This is a genomic window from Streptomyces sp. NPDC048338, from assembly GCF_043201055.1.
GTDB lineage: Bacteria > Actinomycetota > Actinomycetes > Streptomycetales > Streptomycetaceae > Streptomyces.
This window is the reverse complement of sequence record NZ_JBICYQ010000002.1, coordinates 409,900-430,467: the sequence shown is the minus strand read 5'-3', so window position 1 is coordinate 430,467 and position 20,568 is coordinate 409,900. Positions and strand designations below refer to the sequence as shown.

Genomic DNA, 20,568 nt, shown 5'->3' with positions numbered 1-20,568 from the left:
CGCGGCCGCCCACGACGACGCGCTGGCACCGGCCGGTGTTCCGCCCGGTCAGGCCCGCAGACTCCGATCCCCGCAGGGGAGCAGCGGCCGCGAACCCAGTTCCCCCTGAAACCGCTCCAGGTCTGCCCGCTCGACCGGTGTCATCCAGGAGGGGTCCGGCGTGTGGCCCCCGCTGCTCCTGCCCTGATGCCCGCGGGCCCGGTCCACCGGCACCCCTCGCTCGCTCGGTGACACCTCATCCTGCGCACGAAGAAGAACGAACTCAACGACGAGGATCTCGCCCACATGCGCAAGGTCGCCGGATACGTCAAGCGCCACCTCGCCCAGCGACCTGGCGGAGACGTCACAGAAACCACGTGGCGCTACTCACTCATGAACTGGGGCCACGACCCCAAGAAGTGAGGCACAAGCGGGCGCGGGGCGCACCCTGCCCACAAGCGGGTGGCCCGCAACGCACCGCGGACCGCACACGAGCAGGCATCCCGCCGGCCCTTGATGCGAGCCCGACGCCGCGCGCGCCGGGTAGGCGCCTAACCTAAGGGCTGTCCCGGAATGTAGCGCCGGTCTGTCACACCACTACGCCCGCGCGGGCGGTGTCAGCCGGCGACCTTGGCACTTGCGGTCGACGGCCACTCCAGGAAGAGTCTCATCCGGCGGACGCTCACCGGGGCGATGCCGTGTGAGCCGGGGGCAGTGGGATGTGCGTAATGGATGCGGCGGCCAAAGAGGCTGCTGTCGCTCGGTTCCTCCGCGAGTATCCGCAGGCAGGGCAAGCCGAAGGCGATCACCCCGCGCTTGTGGGCTGCGCCGATGCCGACTGGTCGCAGATTCCGGGTTGTCCTGCTGGGATCCCGGTCCTGCTCCGCGGGCTCCTCGATCAGGCCGCCGGCCCCGAGGCCCTGCGCGTGCTGGGCAACGTCTTGATGAACAGCATTTTTCACCTGAGCGCGGCGATGCCGACTGCCTTGCCCTTCCTGATCCGCCTGGCAGCCATCCCTGACATCGCGGTGCGCCCCGGACTGGTCGAACTCTTGGCCTATGTCGCGGAGCTGTCTCGTCCCGTCGACGAAGGCCAAGCGGGGCTCTTCGGCAACGAGTGCGATCACCCAGAACGGGAATGGTGCAGGGCCGCGTTCGCCACACACGCCTCTGAGCTGCGCGCGTTGGTGGAGGACGAGAGTCTTCCGGACGGACTGCTCAGCGCGGACGACCGCGAGTGCCTACTCAAGGCTGTGGAACCACAGAGAGCCCCCTCCTGAATCCCGCAGGCCGGCATTTGTGGGGACCGTGTAACCATCTCGCAGTGGCTGGTGTGATCACGGCGTCGGAGCCGTCCTGGATGGTCCCGTTCACCGGGCTGAGCTCGCGTCAGTTCAGCAGGCTCATCGCCGCGCCGCGGCGCGAAGGTGCGGACCCAGTGCGCAAGGGCCGGGCCCTGGAGCCTGCCACTGGAGGATCGTGTGCTGCTGGTCGCCGCCTGTTGGCGCACGAACCTGACCCTGCGCCAGCTGGCGCCGCTGTTCGGGGTTTCCAAGTCCGCGGTCGGCCGCATCATTGACCACCTCGGGCCGATTCTCGCGCTCCAGCCCCGTAAACGGTTCGCCAAGGATGCCGTGCTCATCGTGGACGGCACCCTGGTGCCCACCCGTGACCACGCCATCACCGCGCAGTCGAAGAACGAGAGGTACTCCACGAACCACCAGGTCGTCATCGACGCCGACACCCGACTCGTGGTCATGGTCGGCCGGCCCTTGCCCGGAAACCGAAACGACTGCAAGGCGTGGCAGAATCCGGCGCCAAAGCTCCGCCGCGTCCGACGCCGGCGGTCGTCACGGCCGCCGCGGAGGCGGGCTGGTCACGACCCGCCAGGGAATCGCTTGTGCTCATGGGCAGCGGCTACCCCACGGGGCCGCGTCACCGATGGCCGGCTGCGAATCACACCGATCGTGTCAGCGGCCGAGAGCGTTCTTGAGCTGCTGCTTGGTCATGTTCGACCGCCCGTCGATGTTGCGCGTCTTTGCTTCCTGGTACAGCTCGTCCTTGGTGCGCTCGGAGGATGAGCCGCCGCCACCCGACTTCTCCCCGCCTCGTTGTGAGGCGGACTTTCCTTGGGTGGAACTGCGGCTCGCCGTCTTGCTCTCCCCGGAGCGGGCGCGTTCCTTGTTCACCGTGCGGGAGGCCATCTCCTTCGCGCGGTCCTCGGACATTCCGCGCTGCTTTCCCGACTCCTTGATGTGTTCGTACTGTCGTTCGCGCTTGCCGCTGGATCCTCGGGGCATGACCACACCTCTTCCTCGCTCGTGGTTTCACGGTCATGGTGCGGGTGCCCAGATTCGGCCGCATCTCACGAACCGACGCGTCCGACGCGGGCCCGACTCTCATTGGCGGAGATCACGGCGCGCTCGTGAATACGCGATCTAGGCCTGGCAGACATGGCGAAGACGGCGCTTTCATCATCGACATGTTCAACGTGTACGAACACGAGGACGCCGACCGGCTCGTGGCCGCCGTGGAGCGTGTCCTCCCGGCGATCGGCGCGCTGCTTCATCGGGCATGTGCGCGCGAGCTGCCGGTGATCTACGCCAACGAAAACTTCGGCAAGTGGCGCTCGCACCACGGCGAGATCCTGGACGCCACCCTCGGCGGCAATACGCCCACCTGGTGGAGCCGATCCGCCCGGACGACAGCTCGTTCTTCGTCGTCAAGGCCCGCCATTCCGTCTTCTACGAGACACCGCTCGCCTACATGCTGCGCACCCTGGACGTCTCGTACCTCGTCCTGTGCGATCAAGTGACGGAGCAGTGCGTCTTGTACTCGGCGCTCGACGCCCACATCCGCCACCTCTCGGTCATCGTCGCCCGCGACGCCGTCGCCGAGATCCACCGGGCCCGGAGCCTTTGCCGCACTGCGCATGATGGAGATCAACATGGGCGCCCGGATCGTGCCCGCCGCGGACGCCCTCGACCCCCTCCCGACCGAATGAGTCCAGGGCTGGGCACCGCGGCCGGCTGTGGCGTGGGCTCAAGGTGCGCCCCGGTCCGCAGCCGCCACGGAACACCGTTGACCGCCTGCCGGTGATCACGCAACGGACGGCCACGCCCGTCCACTTGCGGTAGCAGCGGCTCTATCTGGCCCATGCCGTATCCGTCAACTCGCCTCAACCAGCCACAAGATCGATGATGGGAGCCTCGTGATCGGACTCGCACGCGGGATTCCGCCACGAACCGGCTCAGCCGGTAGGTGGTCGGCAGCGCCGAGCGGCCGCACAGCGTGTCGATCCGGAACATCGAGCCGTCGATTCGTGCCTCCCGAAGACGGCGCAGGTGCGCGTGCCACTCCGACTGTCCCGAGTCTCAAAGAGCACTTCCCATCGCCGCACGTCCGGCGCAGTGCGAGCAGCAAGCCGCTGCATCTGGGACTCTTGCCGCCGCCTTCCTTTCCTCTTTCCTGGCACCGGCACAAACATGCGAAGGGTGGGCGGTCCCGCGCACGTGCGAACGGAGCGCGGGACCGCCGTCCCGTCCCTGTCGAGTCGGGCAGACCGAGAACGCACCGGCCCCAGGCGGGTCATCGGGCAATCGGGGTGGCGCCGGTCGCGGCGATGGACAGGTCCCACAGCCGTGCGGCCGAATCCGGGTCGACTGCGTAGGCGCGGACGCCGCCATCGTCCATGGGAGCCTCGGGAGCGGAGAGGCCGGCGATGTCGCAATCCTCCAGGTAGAGGCCGCCGAGGCCGTCGAGGAGGGAGGATGTGGCGGCCCACAGGCCGGTGGCGGCGCCCTGGGCCGGGGTCTTGAAGTCGGCGCCGATCACCTTGCCGTGCTCGTCCACCCACCCGCGGTCGATCTGCTCCTGTAATGCCATGTCCCGCTGCAGCCCGGTGATGATCTTGCCCGGGTGGAGCGCGAACGCGCGGACGCCGTCGCCACGGCCGAGGGCATCGAGGTGCACGGCGAAGAGGGCGTTGGCGGTCTTGGCCTGGCCGTAAGCCAGCCATTTGTCGTAGCCGGTACGGAAGTGCGGGTCGTGCCAGCGCATGTCGGTCAGGGTGTGGCCGGCGGAGCTGTTGACCACGACGCGGGCGCCCCCGGCGGCGGCCAGGAGCGGGTAGAGCTCGCAGGCGAGGGTGAAGTGTCCGAAGTGGTTGGCGGCGAGCTGGCTCTCCCAGCCGGGGCCCACGTGTCGTTCGGGGGTGGCCATGACTCCGGCGACGGCCATGAGCAGGTCGATCTTGGTGAGGGAATCGCTGATCCGGGCGGCGGCGGCACGCACACTGTCGAGGTCCGCCAGGTCCGCGGGGACGACCTCGACGCCCTCCACGTCGGCGAGGGCGGCGCGGGCGATGTCAGGTCGGCGTGCGGGGACGAGGACCCGGGCTCCGGCGGCTGCCAGGGCGCGACTGGTTTCCAGGCCGAGCCCGGAGTACCCCCCGGTCACGACGGCGCTCGTACCGGACAGGTCGATGCCGGCGGTCACGCCCTGGGCCGTGCTGGTGGCGGAGAAGGGCGAGCCGAGCGGCTGCTGATCCATGCTGGTCATGCCGACGAAGCTACGATCTAGAGCGAGGTCTAGATCAAGTCCTGGAGTTTGGCGCATGGCGGCGACCGAGACTCCTGCGGAGCCGCTCAGCATCGGCGAGGTGGCTGAGCGGACCGGACTCAGCGTGCACGCTCTGCGCTTCTACGAGCGGGGGTCTGCTGGTCGGACCGGTCCAGCGCACCTCCGGCGGTCGGCGGCGGTACACCACCGTCCACTCCGCATACCTCGACCGAGGCGGGCCTCAGGGTGGTTGTACAGGGGCGCGTGGAGGCGACCGGGGACACGTAAGCGTCCTACTTGACCACGGCGATCACCACTGCGAGAACGCCACTGAGCAGGGTCAGGGTCATCGCGAAGGCCTTGCCGGATGTGGCTACGCAGTCGGGTACCTCGCCCCCGCCCCAGCGGGCGACCGCGAACGCGGCTCCGGCCACCACGAGTGAGAAGACCACCGCCAGGCTGATCGCCATGAGCACGATCGCGGTTTGTGCGACGTTCACAACTCCCCCTCCAGGTGGAGTGCGTGGGATGGGTGCGTCGTCGCACCCTTGATGAATTGACGATCCACCCTCCGGGTGCGCGGACGAACCGGTTGGATGTTGTTCGCGGGACAACGCGGGGTTGTTCGGTGAACAACCTCTCTGAAGGGGATGACGTGGGGACAGCGAAGCGGCCCGGTCGGCCGTGGGCGGAGGCTCGTGGGGCGTGTCAGGAGATCAACGACCTGGTCGGCATCCTGCGGAACTGGCTCGACACCTCGAACTTGTCGGTGGCCAAGCTGCATCGTCGCCTCACGCCGGAGCACTTCGACAGTGGCATCGTGCCGCCGCTCTGGCGCCTGCGTGGACAGCTCAACGGCGTAGGGCTGGCCTGGGAGGTGGCTGAGGCCGTCGCTGATCTGTGTTTTCCGGACGACACCGGGCAGCAGGCAGCTCATCGGCTGGAGCAGATACGGCTGTTATGGGTGGCGGCAGGCAGCTCGCCCACGCCGGCTCCTGCCGGTGCCGCGTACGACCTCGTCGAGGCTCAGCAGCACACCATCGCCGCGTTGGAGGAGCTCAACCGTGTGCGCCAGGCCTTCGAGGTCAGCGAGCAGGCGCGATTGCAGGCCCTGCAGGTGGCCACGGTGCTCTTCGCTCTGCTCGGCCAGACACAGGCGCAGGTAGCTCAGCTCACCCGGCAGCTCGACGCCGTACGGGCTTCGCCCGTTCCCCAGCCGGTCGAGGTGATGAAGACCGCGAACCGACTGGAGCGGGCACAGAAGCAGACGGAGAGCCTTCGTCTGCAACTCTCGAGGGCTGAGGAAGAACGGGACAGAGCGCAGCAGGTCGCTGACCTTGCCGCCCGCCAGATCATTGAGCTGGAGGAGGAGCTGCGCGGCCTTCGAACCGGCTCGGATTCCGGTGCGCAGGCACCGTCGGGAGCTCATCTGACCCTGCCTGGCATGGTGGGTGCCGCTGCTGACGACGACGCTCTCGATCAGGTCGATGTCGCCCTCCACAAGGCACGCGCTGTCCTCGACCGCGAGCACGAGGCGGTCAAGGGAGCGGCGGAGGACGTCGGTTGGTGGGCGGCGGAGCGGCGGACCGACAGGACGGTCGTGCCCGACCAGGCCTCGTACAAGGAGCCCACGGTGCCCGGTTCGGGCCGCGCCGACGGGTTGTTCGGAACAACGCCTGACAACCCTCCCACCAGCGGGGACGGTCGGCCCCCTGGTGCCGACCTGGCCGGCCGAGAGGGCGACTCCATGCGCTTCGTGGGGGCGGCGACCCGGCGCATCGCGCGCGGCATCGACCTGGACGAGATCGTCCTCGGCCTGTGCCGGGCCACCGTGCCGACCTTCTCCGACGAGATCCTGGTCTACCTGCGCGATCCGCTGCCGGTCGGCGACGAGCACCCGGTGCGGCCCTTCGTGCTGCGTCTGCGCCGCACGGACCGGCTGCGCTTTGCGCGCCAGGGGGGCACGGAGCTGGTCCGCGTAGCAGACCCCGACCCGACCCCCGCCGCCGAGCTGTGCGAGGTCCGCTCCGGCGGCGCGCTCTCCGAGGTGCTGCGCGGGGTGCGGCCGGTCTTCGGGGACTCGGCCGCCGCCCGCGGCGCGCTGTCCGAGCTGCTCGGCACCGAGCCCCGGAATGGCAGGAAGCGGGTGATTCTCGCTCCCGTCCGCGGCCGTCGGCGGGTCATCGGTGCGGTGGTCTTCCTGCGTCACCCTGAGCGGCGCGAATTCGAGCCCAACGACCTCCTCGCCGCCGCCCAGCTCGCGACCCACACCGCGCTCGCCATCGACAAGTCCGTGCTCTACGGCCGCGAGGCGTACATCGCCGGAGAGCTGCAGGAGCTGCAGCGTGCCATGCTGCCGGACTCGCTGCCCCAGCCGACCGGGGTCCGGCTCGCCTCGCGCTACCTGCCTGCCGCCGAGACGGCCCGGGTCGGCGGAGACTGGTACGACGCGATCCCGCTGCCCGGCAGCCGGGTGGCGCTGGTCGTCGGCGACGTCATGGGCCACTCCATGACCTCCGCCGCGGTCATGGGTCAGTTGCGCATGACCGCGCAGACCCTGGCCGGGCTCGATCTGCCCCCGCAGGAAGTGCTGAGACGGCTCGACGAGCAGGCCCAGCGGCTCGGCCAGGACCGGATGGCGACCTGCATGTACGCCGTCTACGACCCGGTCTCGCACCGGATCACCATCGCCAACGCCGGCCACCCGCCGCCCATACTGCTCCACCTGGGCGGCCGGGCCGAGGTCCTGCGGGTCCCGCCGGGCGCCCCCATCGGCGTCGGCGGAGTCGATCTCGAGGCCGTCGAGTTGAACGCGCCCCCTGGTGCGACGCTGCTGCTGTACACGGACGGCCTGGTCGAGTCCCGGATGCGGGACGTGTGGACCGGGATCGAGCAGCTGCGCGAGCGCCTCGCCGCGACGGTCCAGCTGACCGGACCCGACCACTCGCCTCCGCTGGAGGCGCTGTGCGACGACGTCCTCGACATGCTCGGCCCGGGCGACCGGGACGACGACATCGCGCTGCTCGCGGCCCGCTTCGACGGGATAGCCCCTGAGAGGATGAAGTACTGGCTCCTGGAGCCGGAGGACGCGGCCCCGGGGCGGGCCCGGCAGTTCGCCCGCCGGGCGCTGGCCCGCTGGGACCTGGAGGAGCTCTCGGACTCGGTCGAGCTGCTGATCAGCGAGGTCGTGACCAACGCCGTGCGGCACGCGGAGCGGCCGGTGAGTCTGCGGCTGCTGTGGACCGACGTCCTGCGCTGCGAGGTCGGCGACGACTCCCCGCAGCTGCCCAGGCAGCGGCGGGCCCGGGACACCGACGAGGGCGGCCGGGGCCTGGCCGTAGTCGATGCCTTGTCATCGCGGTGGGGAGCAGTGCCGACCTACGGTGGAAAAGCGGTCTGGTTCGAGATCGATCTCACGGGTCGATAGGGGGACACGTGTCGCTGCGTGCGTAGCCCCTTGCCCCCGCGTCCTCGTCCAGGTCGAGAGTGAGCTGGTGGGCCCGTCTGTCCACGGAGGACACGCTGTGGGCCGCCTACCGGATGGCGACGGCCGGCTGCTGGAAAGTGTTCTGCCTGTCCACGCGCCGGCCGCCGCCTCTCGACGGACCCGAACGGCAGCGGGTCAGACGGCCACGACGGCGCTGGTGATGTGGCAGTTGTAGTTGTCGCCGTTCACCCAGGAGTACGAAGGGGGGTTCGTGGTCGTGGACTTCCGGGTGACCCACGGCCCGTAGATGGTGGTCACGTAGGGGTAGTTGGGCGAGGAGCACGTCGCCTTCACCCGGTAGCTGCCGAATCCGCTGTTGCAGTAGGCGCCCGCCGTGTTGTTCCCCGACGTGGTGCCGCAGTTGTAGACCGCCGCCTGGGCCGGGCTCGCTCCGAGGATCAGCGATGCCGACAGCCCCACCGAGGCCACCACGGCCTGCACCATCGTCTTGGTCGTACGTCGCATCCCGCGCTCCTTCGCAGCCGGCCACTTCATGATCAACATCACCCTAGGGAGCCGCTCTCCTCCTGGTCAACGGAATTCCGCCGGACCGGGGGTCGCGGCCGAGGATGCCGGCCCGAGGCACGAACCGGGCCCCTCGTCCGTGGTGGGCTTCGAGCCGGGTGCCATCGGCTGCAGTCGGCGTGGTCGCTGGTGCGGAGGAGCGCGGTGCCCACGAGCCGGACGCGGTGAGCAGGACGCGGTGAGCAGGACGGCGGCGGCACCCGCGGGCGCCACTCGGTACACGCAGGGGGTGTCGGACAGAACCTAGCGGCCGGACGGCGAGCGGTGTGCCTCGCGGTGGGTGGCGTCGGTCGTGTCCTCGGCGGGCTCGTTGCGAGGCGGCTTGCCCGCGGACAGGACCACGGCTGCGGCGAGCGCCATGACCGCGGCCATCGCGGCGAACCCGGTCGAGAAGGTCGCGACCTGGGCGGCGTAGCCGAGCAGGAGGGAACCGAGGCCGGTTCCGCTGTCGTAGCCGATGTTCCAGGCCACCGAGGTGGTGTGCCGGTTCTCCGTTCCGGCCTGTTCGAGCGCCTGGACGAGAGTGATGCTCTGCAGCCCTCCGTACGCCGCTCCCAGCAGCAGGAGACCGACCAGCAGGCCGGCTATGAGCGGCGGGTGGGACCGGACGGCGACGGCCACGGCGACGAGCACCAGTCCGGCGCAAGCCGCCACCAGCAGGATGCACGTCATCGGGCGCGGAGCCACCCGATCCGCCAGCACTCCGCAACCCCAGCGGCTCACCGCTGCCATGGCCGTGAAGAGGAACAGCCCGCTCGCCGCCAGGGCCGGCGGGCCGGCGAATTGAGGGGTGAAGGTCAGGACGGCCCCTCCGGCCGAAGTCGTCAGGAGCAGCGTGACGAGTGGCAGCCGGATGCGGCGGAGCACCAGGGTGGTGGAGGCCGCGCCTGTCGATTCCTGCTGTGCCGCCGGGGTGGTGCGGGCGTCGATCACTCAACCCACGGTGTGGGCGAGGGGCAGCGCGAGCAGAGGCAGGACTCCGCACGCGATGATCGCGGGGAGGGCGAGGGCCGCGGCCAGGGCGGGGGCGGCCGGGGTCAGGAGCATCTGCGGCAGGGCGACGGCCAGGCCGTACAGGCCGATGGCTGCTCCCTGGCGTGCGCGGGGGGCGAGGATCGTGGCGGCGCTGGAGCCGCAGACGGTGATGATGCCGAAACCGAGCCCCCGCAGGGCGGTGGTGGCGAGGATCGTCCACAGGCTGTCGCTCAGAGCCTGTACGGGTGCGGGAAGGCCGAGCAGCAGGGCCCCGAGGGCGAGCGTGCGGGGCCACCCGAGTGTGCGCAGGGCGGTCTTGACGAGTATCTGGGCCAGTACGGTGGTGGCCATCAGTACGGCGGTGACCGTTCCGGAGTCGAAGGCATCGGCGCCTCCGTGCACCGCCCACTGCGGCGTGGCGGGCAGCAGAAGTGCGAAGCCCGAGACGCAGAGGACCACCAGGATCAGCAGGTGCGCCATGCCGGGGGCGTTGATGACGGACGGCTGCGTGCGAGTCATGCGGAGTACCTTCTGGCCGGCGCTGTTGACTGGTGCAAGGGGGCAGGGGTGGTGAAGCGCCAGCGCTGGGGGAACAGGCTCGGCAGGTGCCTTCGCTCGGCGCACTCACCGGTGTTCGAGATCGCCGAGCCGGTCGACGACAGGAGCGGGCGCGCGCCGGCGATCTGCCGGCGTCCGCCCCGCCCCGCGCAGCCCGGTCCGATCGCCGAACCCTTCCGGCCCGGCGTTCCCTCACGGCCCCGTCCCACCGGGAGAGTACGTACGTGTGGCAGGCCCGGGCCCGCCACACGTACGACTGCGAGTGGCAGGGCGCCCGGACCACGCGTGCGGACACCGCGGCCGTCCGCGTCCTCGTCAGCGATCTCCCCGCCGCGACCGGGGAGATGGCCGCCAGGGGCGACGACGGCCCCCGCCTGCTCCCGGAGCTCGGAGAGTGCTCAGTCGATGCAGAACTCGTTACCCTCGATGTCCAGCATGGGGATGCACGACTCGTTCTCCTCGTCCGCGTACAGCGTCTGCACGTGGGTGGCGCCGAGCGCGACCAGTCGTGCGCACTCGGCCTCGAGCGTGGCGAGGCGCTCGTCCCCCACGAGCCCGGTGCCGACCCGGACGTCGAGATGGACCCGATTCTTGGCGCTCTTGCCTTCGGGGACCCGCTGGAAGTACAGGCGCGGGCCCTCACCTGAAGGATCACTGCAGGCGAACCATGCACCCTGCTCCGCGGGAGGCAGGGTGCGGTTGAAATCGTCCCAGGTGGCGAACCCCTCCGGTGGCGGGGCGGCGACATACCCCAGCACCTCGCACCAGAATCGAGCGACGCGCTCAGGTTCTGCGCAGTCGAAGGTGACTTGGAATTTCTTGATCACTGACATCGGCGCACCCTAGCAGGGGCCCTGTGCCGCTGCTTCGCCCGCGAAAACCCGCCCTCATCCTTCGCCCGGCGCCGCCGGGTCTCGCAGCGCGCCGGCCCGGTCACACGTCCGTGACCGGGGATTCCGATGCCGGTACCGGGAGCGCTGGGCACGGTGCGCACGTTGTCCTCATGAGACGGAATATGGGGCGTACTGCTGTACACCACAGCCGATGTCGAGCTCGCACGGTACGTCCGGACCCACTTCGAAGACCTGAACGTCCTGTCGGGCGACCTGACCCGGATCCTCGTCTTCGAGCGGCGCAGGCGCTGGGCGGCTGCGAAACGGTACGCCGGGGCCGTCTTCCGGGGGTCGTCCTGGCTGACCGCGCGCCCGCGACACGGCCGCCGTCTCAACGCAGGAGCCGGTCGGGAGCAGCGACGGACGGGGCCCCGGAGCCGGCCGCGCGTCGGCGGCATGACGGCGACGTCCGGGGGTACTCGGGCGCCGGCGCGTCCGGAGGCGGCGCGCGAGATGGGGGTGGGTCGGTCATGGCGCAGGGTGCTTTGACGCCTCGGGAGACAGCGGCCTGGGATCAGCTGGCAGCGGACCTGGCAGACGGCGCCCGGTGTGCCGGGCGGCCGATCCGGCGGGCAGCCCCCGCACGGGCGGCGGTGCTCGCGGTCTTCGCAGCGCTGGTGTGCGCGCTGTCGATGCTGGTGGCGGCCCGGGCCACCGGTGTCGAGGTTCTGGCCTGGGCCGGGGTGGTCGTGTGGGTCGCCTCGGTCCTGGCCGTCTCGCACCTCCTCGGCCACGGGCCCCGACCGCCCTGGCGGTAGGAGCGGGGCACCTGCCTTCGGCGAGCCACCCGGCCCGGGACACCGTCAGGCCGCGAGGTCCTGGTCCGGCTCGATGGGAGCGGATCGCGGTCGGCCGTCGCGTCCTGTCGTCGGCGGGCTGGTCGCGGGACGGCCCCGTAGACCTCTCGCCGGTCATTACGGTCATGTGCCCACCGCGCCCCTCCCCGCCGCGAGCGTCTCCCACTCGGCCCGAACCGACCGCCCGCGTCGCCGGGGTGGATCGGGGGTCGCGGGAGATGCTTCGCGCAGGAGGGGCGAGAGTGCGGCAGTCGCCCGGCTCCCAACCAGCTCCCGAGCGGCAGCAATCGCCTGCTCCTCCCCTTGAGTCGACGTGCCGGTGACTCGATACGCGACCCGAACACGGCCGGGCCCCGGCACGCGAGGTGCCGGGGCCCGCTGGGGCAGCCGCTCGGAATCACGGGCAGCCGGGTCCCGTGGTGGGATTGGTGCAGACGTCGGTGCCCGGTCCGCCGTCGTTGGTGTTCGTTCCGGGTCCGCCGTCGAGGTTGTCGCGGCCGCTCTCACCGAAGAGGGCGTCATCGCCGTCGCCGCCCGCCACGACGTCGTCGCCGGCGCCGCCACGAAGGGTGTCGCCGCCCGCCCCGCCGGCGAGACGATCGTTGCCGGCCGCGCCGGTGATCGTGTCGGCTCCATAGCCGCCGCAGATGAGGTCGTTGCCGGCGGCGCCGTTCACGGTGTCGTTGCCGGCGAGGGCCATGATGACGTCGCGCTGTGGAGTGCCGTTGATCTGGTCGTCACCGGGGGTACCGGTGATCGTCGGCTGCTCTCCGAGGCACGTTGTCGGCTCGACGGTGGTGGTCTCCGACGCGATGTCGTTCGCCGGGACCGGGTCGTCGACGGCCCCCGCGACCCCGGCGGTGTTCGTGTGGATCCCGCCGCTGTTGGCGAACACCGTGAGGGTGCGGGTGGCGTCGGTGCCCGCGGGGAGCGTGCCGACGTCACAGGTGACGACGACCGGTACGGAGCCGGCGGCGGTGCACCCGGCCGACGCGGAGACGAACTCGAGCGCGGCGGGCAGGGTGTCCGTGAGGACGACGCCCTCGGCGGTCTCTGTGCCGTGGTTGGTCGCGGTGAGGGTGTACGTGACGTTCTGCCCCTCCTGGACAGGGTCGGAACCGGTGTCGGATTTCGTGACGCCGAGGTCGGTGTGAGCAGGGTCGAGGTGCCCGATACGGTTCGCGGTCTCGGCGAACCAGATGTCGCCGTCCGGGCCCGTGGTGATGCCCCAGGGACCGCTCTCCGAGGAGGGCAGAGGGAACTCGGCGATCACACCGGCCGTGCTGATCCGCCCGATCTTCCCGCTGTTCCGTTCGGTGAACCACAGGCTGTCGTCCGGACCCGCGGCGATGTCCTCGGGCTGGCCGCTGTCGGTGGGCACGCTGTACTGGGTGATGACGCCCGATGGGGTGATCTTCCCGATCCTGTTACCGCCGAACACGGTGAACCAGAGGTTCCCGTCCGGCCCGGCGGCGATCGCGGTCGGGCCCCCGCCGTTGGGCACGGGGTACTCGGTGACGACGCCTGATGTGCTGATCTTCCCGATCCTGTTGGCGCCTTCGACGAACCACAGGTTCCCGTCCGGCCCCGTCGTGATGTCGGTCGGCGAGCTGAACGGGGTCGGCAGGGGGTACTCGGTGATGGCCCCGGCAGTGGTGATGCGGCCGATCTTGTTGCCGTTCTCCTCGGTGAACCACAGGGCGCCGTCCGGCCCGGTGGTGATGCCCGTGAGTTCGGCGAACTGGTCGGGCAGCGGGTACTCGGTGACCGTGCCGTTCGGCTCGATCTTCCCGATCCGGGAATCGAAGTGCTGCATGGTGAACCAGAGGTTGCCGTCCGGCCCCGTGGTGATCTCGTGCGGGGTGCTGAACTCGCCGGGCAAGGGGTACTCGGTGATGTCCCCCGTCGTAGTGATCCGGCCGATGTTGTTGCCGTTGGCCTCCGTGAACCACAGGGCGCCGTCCGGCCCGGTGGTGATGCCGACCGGTGTGCTGAACGGAGTGGGAACGGGGTACTCGTCGATGGCCACGGCCGCGTGGGCCACCGGGGCTCCGGCGGTCAGGGGCAGGGTCATGAGAGTGCCGGCGAGGAGCGCGGCCAGTCGGCGTCCCCAGCGGGACTCGGGACGGCGCTTGGGGGCGGGCGCGCTGCGTGGGGTGGGGGGCATGGAAGCAACACCTTTCGGTTGCGGCGGAACGTGCCCGTCTTACCAAGCCCCTATCGTTTCTTCAGGTACGGCGCGGCCCGGACGGCACGCGAAATGCGCCCATCTTTCACCTGGGCAGCGCAGAACGGCGCTTCGGGATGAAGCGTCGGTTCCGCGCCGCCTCACCCGCGGCGCGGCCGCTCAACTACTCGATCCGTGAACGGCGTTCGACCCCGGCACCGTGCGTGCGCCCCCCGCCCCTGCACGGGGGCCGCGGCGCGCCTGTGACGGACGTGCCGGTGACGGCGGACGTGCCAGTGACGGACGGCCGGTTCAGCTCACGACCCGCCGCTTCGGGCGTCGGCCATCGATCACTCAGCTCCTGGCGCGTGCTTCCCGGCGGCTCCGCCGGAGCAGGGTGGGGTGGTCGACGGCCGCGATCAACGCCGATACTTCCGTGCGTACTTCGATGGGAGCGCGCTGGGATTGAGATGGTCCAGGATCCTCGGAATCCCAAGAGGGCGCTGTCGGCAGGTGAGTTCGAGCGGCCCACCGGGAAGACCGTAGACGGCGGCATCCTCCTCACCGCGATCGGCGTCGCGGTGCTCTGCAGGGTGCTCGTCCTGGTCGTGCGGTAGGACGCCACCCCGAGCTCGCACGTGCTCGTCGTCGTCACCGGCGGAGAGTCGAGGGCGGCGAGGGCGGCGCCCATGAGGAAGATCGCCTGCGATTCTCGGATGTCATCCCCTGGGCCGCACGAAGAGCGGTATGACGCCGTCGATGTGCTGGAGCCTTTGGCGATGCCGGTCCCGCCGGGCAGCGTGGACGCTGCGGCGGGCGAGGCAAAGCGACCCGGCCGGGACGTGGCAGGTCGGGCAGGGCTCCGAGTAGGCGCCGTGCCTGAAACGAGCCGCCGTCTCGTGCGCGGCGTCGTGGGCGGCGTCCGCCGCCCGAGACGGCAGAACGGCGGCGAGGCGCGACACCGTCTGCGGCCGCCCTTCGTGTCGGGGCTGGGAGCGGGCAGTTGCAGTGGGGCTCATCAAGGGGGCATCTCCTACTGCGGGGCCGAGGGCAGGCGAGCTCTTGCCGGTCCGAGGCTTACGGATCTCGAAGCGACGGGCGTCATGCCCACGTACCCAGCGGCGGCCGGCTCACCCATGACCAGAATCAGACCGGGCTGCCACGGGAAGCCGTGGCCGCCTTCCTGAAGGACTTCCGTCTGCCGTCGCCACCGCGGGGCATGGCGATCGGCGAGGCGGAACCTCAGGGCGGCATGTCCTGTGCAGATCAACGCGGTCGTGCGGGACACGCGGAAGAGGATGCCAGGGCCTGCCTGGACGAGTGGCCTGGGGAGCGGTTGGCTCCCGGCCCCGGGGATGCGTCACCCGCCTCGCGGGTGGCGTTCACCCGTGCTTGGGCCCTTCGTCAGAGAACCGGATCGGCATCGTGAAGAGTTGAAGCGTGCAGTCAGTCTGCCCCCTCCACTGACAACCGCCTGGCGGTCAGCATCTCCGGGCGGTAGGCCGTTCCGGGGAACCAAGACCTCGATGCCACGTTCTCGGGCTCGAGCAATGCTCCTGAGACCAGGCGTTCCGCTGCTCTCCAGCACCCCTTCCGCACGGCCCTGGCATCCGAGTGACCTGGCGCATCACAGCGTCACCTAGATCGTTTCCAAGCCACGGCTGTCGCTGCGCTCACTCTCGTAAGCGTGGCCCTGGATCTGGGACCCGGCCAGCGCTCTGTCCCTCGCGATGCTGCAGCGGTGGGCCGTCGCCGGAGGTGCGGGTGACAGGGGAATCGAGAACCTCCTCTTCGGCGTTACCGGAGCATGGGTGCTGTACCCCGCTCCAGCGACGACGGGCCCGGCCCGTCCATCACGGCAACCGCCCGCGCACGTCTCGCTGCCGACCGCGTCGATACTCTCGCGCGCGCTGCGGCACTGAGCCAGGACTTCGATCAGATAGTCGCGGCGAACCGTCTCGTCGCGGTCGACGACGAACATGACCCCGAAGGCGGTAGCACCGCCTTCGAGCGGGCCCATGTAGCCGCCCTCATGGCGCAGGCGCGCGAGCACCTGCAAGAACTGGACCGGGCATGGGATCGGCTCGAACAAGGACAGTACGGACGATGCGAAGGCTGCGGCGAGACGATTCCGCCTGAACGGCTGGCGATCCTCCCGGCATCAACCACCTGTCTCCGCTGTGCCCAGCACGACCGACGCCCGCCTCCGCGCATCGGCTGACGCCACCACGTGTCCGGTGCATGAGTCGACGCTGGACAGCGTCGGCTGCTCGATCCACCGCCCCGCAGGGGAACGGCTTGTCGGCTCGCCGTCCGCCCTCCGGCAGCGCTTCGCTCAGGACTGCGACCCCTGCACCCACCTGGCGTTCCGGTCCGACTCAGGCCCGAATCGCCAAGAAGAAGTCCTGGCAGTCGCCCGCGGCAAGAGCACCCAGGCCTCCCGGAGGTGTGGGGAACGGCTCAGGTTTGGATGCGGCTGTTGGTGCCGTCGTGGTGGTCGGCGTGTTCGTCATCGAACCAGTAGTCGCCGGCGGCCAGATAGCGGAACGAGTGCGCGCTGTGCGAGGGGAGGGACACATGAGCGGCTCGGGTACCGTCGCCGCGGGGTTCGAGGGGGTGAGCCGCAGGGTTCCAGTGGTTGAAGTCCCCGACGACGCTGACCGGCCCTTCCGGACTGTTCACGGGCAGGACGAAGGTGACCTGAGTCCGGCCCTTGAGCCGCTTACGTTCGAGCACAGCGATCTCCAGTCGTCGGCGTCGGGTGACCCATGCATCGTCGCCCGCGCGCCGACGTCACGGATCGAACGTGGATGCGAACTGTTCCCGGCCCCCCGGTCAGTCGCCCGCGATGGCAGCATGAGCGACGCCCAGAAGCGTGGAGGCGGGGCCGGGTCCGTTGCGGGGCCCGAGCCGGGGTTCCATCGACCCGACCGGGCCCCGCATGCGTGGACTCTCGTTGCCCTGCCACCGTGACACGAACCCGCCCACACCGCCGCGCCAGGCCGTACGGAGATCGGCCAGTCGGCCGATCTCCGTACGGGGTCCGCAGTGCCTCTTCCTCTCTACCGGCGACAGAGGCCCATCGCTTCGCCGAGGTCTAGCAGGGACCGGCCTGCCAGTAGAAGGCGACGAGATCGGCCCGATACTGCGGGTCGGCTCGCTGCTGGGTGGAGAGATGCTGGGGCGCGTCCTCCACCTGCCCCTTGGTCAGGCTCAGGTAGATTGTCTGTTCGCCGTGCTCCATCCGCGTCACGGCGCCAGCGGGGATCAGGAGCTTGCCGAAGATCCATGCACCGGCGTCCACCACGAGATACGCGTCGTCTCTTTCATCGGAGTGTTCGTCCACCTCACCGATACGGCCATCGGTTGCCTCGACCCTCCATCCCGCCAGATCGGTACCGATCACGTGGTCGCACGTCGGGCCGAAACACCACGGGCTGTCCGTCATACCGCCACTCCTCGCTTGCATGGCGTCGTTCACGCGACGACCTTGCATCCCCCTACCTCGGGATCCCCCTCCCATGCACGATCAAGGGCGACGGAGCAGACCCGCTCCACTGCTCTGCAAGACAGCTCAGCGCGCACCCCTGACCGTGGAACCACGATCCCAGCGAGCGGCAGCATCGACCGGCTCTACCTGAGCGGGAGGCAGCGGGAGGCCCCGCCGAGGGGGCGGCGACCGGTCACCGAGCTCGGGCTCGTCCTCGCCCCGATGTGCGGTCGCCGTCAGGATCCGGTGCAGGCGATCGCGCACGGCTGGACGGAGGTCAGGGCAGGGGGCGTGTTCGGAGCGTCGGCGATCTTCCTCGCGACGACGAGTACATCCACACAGAGATATGTTGCGATTTCGCCCTCCTTGTCCACCCATGCAAGCCCACATGGGAGTCGCCTGGTCTTGGGAGCGCCGCGGGTGACGTAGTGTTGCTTCTACCGACGCGGGGTGGAGCAGCTCGGTAGCTCGCTGGGCTCATAACCCAGAGGTCGCAGGTTCAAATCCTGTCCCCGCTACTGAATGACGTGAGGCCCGGATCCTGCGGATCCGGGCCTCACGTGTGCACGCGACATCGCACCAGGCCGCGTGGGTACCGGGCTGGATGACCGAGCGATGCGGTACCCGCGCGAGGCGGACTCCGAGGAGCGGCAGCGTCCGGCTACGCCTCTTCGTGAGGAGACCGGCTCGATGCTGGTGCGCACTTGGTGCCGGCGCGCAGCCGCTGCCCGCGGTCGGATTTGGGGACCACGACGTGGCGGAGGCGCTCGGACACCTCCCCGGGAAAGCCGTCTGGTCGGGGACCGATCGATGGGCCGTAGTTCGTTCACCGCATCACGAAGCACGATCCCGCCGACCGTGACGGGCTGGGAAGCCAGTGGCAGGTACCCGGAATCGGGGGTGAGGCCGGGCACCTGATCTTCCGCCCGCCGTTCAGAGCGTCGACGGGGCCGGAGGGTCGAGGGCTTCCAGCGTGGCCCTGACGTCGCCGATGCCGGTCCAACCGCCGGAGGCGTAGACGCAGTTGCCGGCCACTCCGACGGGACAGGCCATGGCGGCCGCGGCGAGGCCGAAGCGGGGGGTAGGCAGCGGGGGCAGTTCCGTCCAGAGGTTCGAGACGGGGTTGTACGACTGGACGGTGCCCAGGGGAGGTCCGTTCACGATGTTCCCGCCTCCCACGGTGTAGATGCAGGTGCCGCTCTGCCCAGGCGGGCAGGTGGTCGCCGTCGTGGCTGCGCTGGACCGGGCCGTGGGCAGCGACGCCGCCGGGCTCCAGGCGTTGGTGGCCGGGTTGTAAGACTCCACCACGCCGAGGAAGCCTCCGGCGTAGCCGCCGACGGCATAGACGCAGGTACCGGCCTGACCGGGCGGACAGGCCGCGGCCGCGCCGCTCAGGTAACCCCTGCGCGTGGGCATCGCCGTCAACGTGTGCGTCGCTCGCGCGCGTCCGTCCGATCAGCTCCCGCCGGCGGTCGAACCTGTCCTCCGCAGGCACGTCCGTGCTCCGGAGCACGGCTCCGATCATCGCGGCCACCTCCGACTTCCCCAACCGGCCCGTCACTTCGTGGACGAGATCGAGCGGGGCCATGTGACGCCGTCGAAGACGGCGCGTTCGCTCCGGGCGGTGGTCCCGGAGCGAACGCCGATCGTGGGGTGTCAGTTGCCGCCGGCCGGCAGGCCGTGTCCGCCGCGTCCCGCGTACACGGCGTCGTAGACGGGCCGTTCGACCCCGCCCGCGTCCGAGAGGACGTTCTTCACCTGCCCGCCGACGACGAACGTGGTGGATCCGCCGCCGTCCAGGTTGAGCGCGTCGACGGCGCCGAGGTCCTCCATGATCTTCGCGAGGTCGTAGATCGGGACACCGCGGCGCAGGCCCTCGTCCCTGGCGGTGACGGTGACCAGGAGGGTGCGTCCGTAGCCGTCCGCGCCGATGGCGGTGCGCGGGTCGTTCGCGACATTGTCGGCCGGTGCGGCGACGACCCTGCCGTGCCGCATCAGATCGTGGGTGCCGTTGACGACGTCGATCGACGGGTACGCGGGGTCGAGCGGCAGGTCGACGTCGTCGGCCGGGTCCTCGACGACGCCCAGGTCCGTGGCGCGCTGGGTGTACGTGAGCTTCGCGCCCACCATGGCGTGGTCCCTGAGCCACTGAGCGCCGCCCCCGGTCTGGGCGTCGTCACCGATGCCCTGGAGCACCTTGCCCCCCGGAGGGATGTCCATTCCGCCGCGCGGGGACTTCACCGCTGTGACACGGCCCGACGCGTCGACGGCGACCTCGACTCCGTCGGCGTCGTCCGCCGCCACGAAGGGGGTGTGCCGGGGCTCCGGCGTCTTCTGGCCGTAGGCCGAGGTGAAGACGACGATCTCGCTGTAGTCCTGGTAGTAGGGACCGCCCTTGATGACATTGCCGTACTGGTCGAGCCGTTGGACGTCGCCGTTCGCGTCGGTGGTGTACGGGAGGGACCTGTCGCCGGCCTCCTGCGGGCAGAACGCGATCCAGCCGGGGTACCGGTTGACGGCGTCGACCACGCGCGTGGCGTCGTCGGCGGTATCCGCGGTGTTCCGGTCGGACGTGATTCCCAGCGTCGTCGTGATCTTGGTGAAGTGCGGCCGGCCGTGCTGGAGGACGACGGAGTTCTGCCCCTTCAGGCAGGCGGCACCCTGCACGACGTCCTCCTGGACCGAGGTCGTCATCGGGACCGACCGCTCCTCCGGGATGCCCTTGCCGGTCGCGTCGTCCTCGTCCTTGGTGGAGACGGAGTAGCCGCCGTTCACACCGACGTACGGCGCGTCCTTCGCGGTGGTGCCGACGGTGGCCAGCATCGCGGTGGTGGGCTCCCTCACGCTCACCCCCGCGCCCACCGTGCTGTCCAGGGATATCGCCCCCAGGTCCGGGTCGATGACCGCCACACGGACGACGATCTCGGAGGACTCGCTGGAGTACGTGGTCCGCTCGATGCCGTCCGCCACCGTGAGGTGATGGGCCGTCAGGGTGTCCAGGACCGACTGGATGTCGTTGGTGGCGGGGTCGGCGACCGCCGCGCTCTGGGTCAGGGCCAGTGTCGCCAGAGCGACGGGAACGGCCGCGACGCGGCGCAGGCGTGAGCGACCGGCGGAGTTCGTGGCGGGGTTCACGG

The 20,568-nt window shown here is 70.2% G+C and carries 17 protein-coding genes, 1 tRNA gene and 5 pseudogenes; 10 read left to right on the top strand and 13 right to left on the bottom strand.

From position 1 onward, the window contains the following. Window positions 1–237: 237 nt before the first annotated feature. The 3 genes and pseudogenes from ACGFZF_RS06515 to ACGFZF_RS06505 form a co-directional block, all read left to right on the top strand. Window positions 238–402 (top strand): annotated as a pseudogene (locus ACGFZF_RS06515) (DUF3140 domain-containing protein); the annotation flags it as partial. A 305-nt stretch (window positions 403–707) separates the two neighbouring features. Beyond that, a complete protein-coding gene (locus ACGFZF_RS06510; RefSeq protein ID WP_393551421.1) occupies window positions 708–1,259 on the top strand; it encodes a hypothetical protein in 552 nt (183 codons plus the stop codon). 44 nt (window positions 1,260–1,303) lie between these two features. Next, window positions 1,304–1,802 (top strand): annotated as a pseudogene (locus ACGFZF_RS06505) (transposase family protein); the annotation flags it as partial. A 147-nt stretch (window positions 1,803–1,949) separates the two neighbouring features. Here ACGFZF_RS06505 and ACGFZF_RS06500 read toward each other — a convergent pair. Beyond that, entirely contained in the window at window positions 1,950–2,279 is a 330-nt protein-coding gene (locus ACGFZF_RS06500) for a plasmid stabilization protein (RefSeq protein ID WP_393551419.1), read from the bottom strand. Between the two features lie 182 nt (window positions 2,280–2,461). Between ACGFZF_RS06500 and ACGFZF_RS06495 the strand changes: the two are divergent. Further along, window positions 2,462–2,983, top strand: a pseudogene (locus ACGFZF_RS06495) (isochorismatase family cysteine hydrolase). Window positions 2,984–3,008: 25 nt separating this feature from the next. Here the strand turns inward: ACGFZF_RS06495 and ACGFZF_RS06490 are convergent. Together ACGFZF_RS06490 and ACGFZF_RS06485 are read right to left on the bottom strand one after the other, a co-directional pair. Beyond that, window positions 3,009–3,151 (bottom strand): annotated as a pseudogene (locus ACGFZF_RS06490) (transposase); the annotation flags it as partial. Between the two features lie 416 nt (window positions 3,152–3,567). Continuing rightward, window positions 3,568–4,539: an oxidoreductase gene (locus tag ACGFZF_RS06485; protein ID WP_393551417.1), complete on the bottom strand. Its 972-nt coding sequence runs from the start codon at window positions 4,537–4,539 to the stop codon at window positions 3,568–3,570. A gap of 55 nt (window positions 4,540–4,594) precedes the next feature. Between ACGFZF_RS06485 and ACGFZF_RS06480 the strand changes: the two are divergent. After that, window positions 4,595–4,748, top strand: a pseudogene (locus ACGFZF_RS06480) (MerR family DNA-binding transcriptional regulator); the annotation flags it as partial. Window positions 4,749–4,832: 84 nt separating this feature from the next. Here ACGFZF_RS06480 and ACGFZF_RS06475 read toward each other — a convergent pair. Continuing rightward, window positions 4,833–5,039 (bottom strand): hypothetical protein, encoded by a 207-nt coding sequence (locus ACGFZF_RS06475; protein WP_393551816.1) that lies wholly within the window; start codon window positions 5,037–5,039, stop codon window positions 4,833–4,835. Window positions 5,040–5,767: 728 nt separating this feature from the next. Between ACGFZF_RS06475 and ACGFZF_RS06470 the strand changes: the two genes are divergently transcribed. Further along, a complete protein-coding gene (locus ACGFZF_RS06470) occupies window positions 5,768–7,966 on the top strand; it encodes a SpoIIE family protein phosphatase (RefSeq protein ID WP_393551802.1) in 2,199 nt (732 codons plus the stop codon). A gap of 195 nt (window positions 7,967–8,161) precedes the next feature. Here ACGFZF_RS06470 and ACGFZF_RS06465 read toward each other — a convergent pair whose 3' ends face one another. The 4 genes from ACGFZF_RS06465 to ACGFZF_RS06450 all read right to left on the bottom strand — a co-directional run bounded on the left by ACGFZF_RS06465 (window position 8,162) and on the right by ACGFZF_RS06450 (window position 10,917). Further along, complete coding sequence (locus ACGFZF_RS06465; protein ID WP_393551415.1) at window positions 8,162–8,491, bottom strand: hypothetical protein; 330 nt, start codon at window positions 8,489–8,491, stop codon at window positions 8,162–8,164. 303 nt (window positions 8,492–8,794) lie between these two features. Next, window positions 8,795–9,484, bottom strand: coding sequence for an MFS transporter (locus tag ACGFZF_RS06460; protein WP_393551413.1), 690 nt, complete (start codon window positions 9,482–9,484; stop codon window positions 8,795–8,797). Then, window positions 9,485–10,045, bottom strand: coding sequence for a hypothetical protein (locus ACGFZF_RS06455; RefSeq protein WP_393551411.1), 561 nt, complete (start codon window positions 10,043–10,045; stop codon window positions 9,485–9,487). It lies immediately after the preceding gene. A 437-nt stretch (window positions 10,046–10,482) separates the two neighbouring features. Beyond that, the gene (locus tag ACGFZF_RS06450; protein WP_393551409.1) at window positions 10,483–10,917 is read right to left on the bottom strand and encodes a VOC family protein; all 435 of its coding nucleotides are present in this window, start codon (window positions 10,915–10,917) and stop codon (window positions 10,483–10,485) included. Window positions 10,918–11,570: 653 nt separating this feature from the next. On the opposite strand from ACGFZF_RS06450, the gene ACGFZF_RS06445 reads away from it, so the two are divergent. Then, window positions 11,571–11,735: a hypothetical protein gene (locus ACGFZF_RS06445; protein WP_393551407.1), complete on the top strand. Its 165-nt coding sequence runs from the start codon at window positions 11,571–11,573 to the stop codon at window positions 11,733–11,735. A 436-nt stretch (window positions 11,736–12,171) separates the two neighbouring features. Here the strand turns inward: ACGFZF_RS06445 and ACGFZF_RS06440 are convergent, their stop codons facing one another. After that, window positions 12,172–13,941 carry a hypothetical protein gene (locus ACGFZF_RS06440; RefSeq protein WP_393551405.1) on the bottom strand — a complete coding sequence of 590 codons (1,770 nt, stop codon included), beginning with the start codon at window positions 13,939–13,941 and terminating at the stop codon, window positions 12,172–12,174. A 470-nt stretch (window positions 13,942–14,411) separates the two neighbouring features. Here ACGFZF_RS06440 and ACGFZF_RS06435 point away from each other — a divergent pair, with 470 nt between their 5' ends. Then, entirely contained in the window at window positions 14,412–14,558 is a 147-nt protein-coding gene (locus ACGFZF_RS06435; protein WP_393551403.1) for a hypothetical protein, read from the top strand. A 1,190-nt stretch (window positions 14,559–15,748) separates the two neighbouring features. Beyond that, entirely contained in the window at window positions 15,749–16,162 is a 414-nt protein-coding gene (locus ACGFZF_RS06430; protein ID WP_393551401.1) for a TraR/DksA family transcriptional regulator, read from the top strand. Window positions 16,163–16,401: 239 nt separating this feature from the next. On the opposite strand, the gene ACGFZF_RS06425 is transcribed toward ACGFZF_RS06430, so the two are convergent. Then, window positions 16,402–16,677, bottom strand: a complete 276-nt coding sequence (locus ACGFZF_RS06425) for an isoamylase early set domain-containing protein (RefSeq protein WP_393551399.1) — start codon at window positions 16,675–16,677, stop codon at window positions 16,402–16,404. Between the two features lie 361 nt (window positions 16,678–17,038). Then, window positions 17,039–17,389 carry a PRC-barrel domain containing protein gene (locus tag ACGFZF_RS06420; protein ID WP_393551397.1) on the bottom strand — a complete coding sequence of 117 codons (351 nt, stop codon included), beginning with the start codon at window positions 17,387–17,389 and terminating at the stop codon, window positions 17,039–17,041. Between the two features lie 486 nt (window positions 17,390–17,875). On the opposite strand from ACGFZF_RS06420, the gene ACGFZF_RS06415 reads away from it, so the two are divergent. Beyond that, window positions 17,876–17,949 (top strand) — tRNA-Met (locus ACGFZF_RS06415). 415 nt (window positions 17,950–18,364) lie between these two features. On the opposite strand, the gene ACGFZF_RS06410 is transcribed toward ACGFZF_RS06415, so the two are convergent. Both ACGFZF_RS06410 and ACGFZF_RS06405 read right to left on the bottom strand, forming a co-directional pair. Continuing rightward, window positions 18,365–18,847, bottom strand: coding sequence for a kelch repeat-containing protein (locus ACGFZF_RS06410; protein WP_393551395.1), 483 nt, complete (start codon window positions 18,845–18,847; stop codon window positions 18,365–18,367). 240 nt (window positions 18,848–19,087) lie between these two features. Then, the gene (locus tag ACGFZF_RS06405; protein WP_393551393.1) at window positions 19,088–20,566 is read right to left on the bottom strand and encodes a phosphodiester glycosidase family protein; all 1,479 of its coding nucleotides are present in this window, start codon (window positions 20,564–20,566) and stop codon (window positions 19,088–19,090) included. Window positions 20,567–20,568: the final 2 nt, after the last annotated feature.